The organism is Benzoatithermus flavus (assembly GCF_037908215.1).
GTDB lineage: Bacteria > Pseudomonadota > Alphaproteobacteria > Geminicoccales > Geminicoccaceae > Benzoatithermus > Benzoatithermus flavus.
In genome coordinates, this window is the sequence record NZ_JBBLZC010000072.1 from 1 (window position 1) to 1,032 (window position 1,032).

The window sequence follows — 1,032 nt, forward strand, 5'->3', positions numbered from 1 at the left end:
CGATCGTGCCCCTGGGCGTGGTGTAGGAATGCCGGTCCTCGATGCGGGTCGAAGACCAATCAGCCGACCACGGCGGGCAGGCTGACCAGGGTGTCAGCATCGCCGCCGGGGCGGATCGTTTCAAGCGACATAGAGCGCCGGGCGACCGCCCACGCGTCATTCTGCTCGAGCAGGATCGCGCCGGCGAGGCGAGCAACCGCTCCTGAGTTGGGCAATATTCCAACAACATTGGTGCGCCGCTTGATCTCGCCATTCAGTCGCTCGAGGGAGTTGGTCGAGGCGGGCTGCGACCAGTGTTCCTTTGGGAATGTACGGTGCGCCAGACCGTCGTGCTCGGCGCCATCCATCAACTCGGCCACCTTCGCGAACCGCTCGCGCAGACTGTCGGCTACCCTGCGCCACTGCTCGTGCGCGGCTTCGGCCGTGTCCTGCGCCAAGATCGTGCGCAAGAGCGCCGCCACCATCGCCCGGCGGCACGCGGCCGAGCAGATCCCGCCTCCCATGACCTCGGCACCGTTGCTGCGTAGCGTGCAGCACCTTGCTCGCGGCCGCCCGCCGACCCTTGTGGCCGGCGGCGACCACCAGCTTCACCCCACGCAGGCCACGGTCGGCCAAGGAGCGCAGAAAGTCGGTCCAGAACGGCTCCGCCTCGGACCGACCAGTGCTCATGCCGCGCACCTCGCGGCGGCCGTCCGTGTGCACACCGGCGGCTTGTCACCGCTGTGCTGACGATCCGTCCTTGCGCGCGCACCTGAACGTAGGTCGCATCGATCCAGAGATACGGCCACTCGCCCTCGATGGGGCGGCCCCCAAAGGCGTTCACCCGGCCATCGATCTCCTGGCAGATCCGGCTGACCTCGCTCTTGCAGATGCCGGTCATGCCCATCGCCTACACCAGGTCGTCCACGGCCCGGGTGGCGACCCCGTGCACGTAGGCCTCTTGGATCACGGCAGCCAAGGCCCGCTCCGTCGTGCGCCGGTCGACGGCGGCGCCGTCAACCGAGAAAGGCTGGGAAGTACGAGCCCTTGCGG

At 68.3% G+C, this 1,032-nt stretch carries 1 pseudogene; it reads right to left on the minus strand.

From position 1 onward, the window contains the following. Positions 1–59: 59 nt before the first annotated feature. A pseudogene (locus U1T56_RS24095) lies at positions 60–1,032 on the minus strand (IS256 family transposase); the annotation flags it as partial.